This window comes from Psychrobacter sp. FME5 (assembly GCF_014861375.1).
Lineage (GTDB): Bacteria > Pseudomonadota > Gammaproteobacteria > Pseudomonadales > Moraxellaceae > Psychrobacter.
In genome coordinates this window covers 1-1167 of sequence record NZ_RRYX01000234.1, presented here as the reverse complement: position 1 = coordinate 1167, position 1167 = coordinate 1, and the positions used below count along the sequence as shown (strand labels likewise).

The 1167-nt window shown below is 41.6% G+C and carries 1 protein-coding gene; it reads right to left on the bottom strand.

The window, feature by feature from the left end:
• Positions 1-1016 (bottom strand): DUF1176 domain-containing protein (locus EI161_RS14435; protein ID WP_192524958.1); only part of this gene is annotated, 1016 nt, incomplete at its 3' end.
• Between the last annotated feature and the right edge of the window lie 151 nt (positions 1017-1167).

The following is a 1167-nucleotide window of genomic DNA, read 5'->3' as shown; positions in this document are numbered from 1 at the left end:
GCTGCGTAATTAAAATCTCCCAAGTTTGGTTCTACGGATTTGACGGCAGGGGTCAGACCTCTGCTTTTATGAGCGGCAGTTATTTTACCCTCGTAATAGTCACTACCAGCGGTGGTAATCAGTTGTGGATGGTTAGGATATTTATGATCGATAAGCCAATAACCATAGCCTTCATTATAAGCACCTGTCCAACAACCATGTGCCGCTAACGTATGGCTGTCATCTACTGGTATAAAGTCCCAACCAACCATATCGGACTCATATTCAGACCTCTGTTGATACGCGTCGGTTTTTGGATTAACCAGCTCACAATCTCCCATCACGTCCTTTGAGCCTATTAATTTTTTAGAGTTAATATTTACCCATTTATCAATATTCTTTTGAAAATATGCCAACTTTGAGGAGTCCAACTGCTTGTGCTCTTCCTCCAAATAAACAGGCGCTTTTTTGAGTACCGGTTTTGGTTTGGCGGCTTTATTGGTTTGCCGATTTAAACTATTCTTACTGACAAGGGCTAGTGGCGTACCTACTCGACCTTGCACCTCATCGAGTTTTAGTAGCACGGCAGCCATCCCTAGGTCAGATACTTGCCATTGATGAGTACCGATCTTGAATGCGATTTTGCTGGCTTTCTTAGCGTGATTAATCAGCAGCATGGTCTGAGATTTTGTTAATTGGCTGTTTTTAACTTCTCCATAAAACTTATCATTGAGCCATAGCTCAACTGGATTATTCAGCGCCTCAGTTTCAGTAACCAATCTCTCAGAGGTATTCCAGTCCCACTCATTTAATAGAATCTCTATACTAGGCACTTTTTCACCCGCTTTTAACGTCATCAAAATGCTGCCTCGCCATTTGGCTGAATCAGCACTATAACCCGCTGCTCGGCAAGTCAAGGTGTTATCACAGACCAGTTGCCAGTCATCTTTGACAAAACCATTACTTTCAAATGGCGTACCATAAGAATCTGATGCCAAAGTAGGTAATGAGAGCAAACCGGTCGTAATCAAAGCCATGATTGTTTTCGGTGTAATGGACAAAATTCATGCTAAAAAGTAGAAGGTAGTCGCTAATGGACATAATTCATGCTATTTGAGTGACTTTGATAGTAGAAAGTCTTTAATAAACCGTAACTTACGGTACTCATTTAACCCATGATGACTGTGC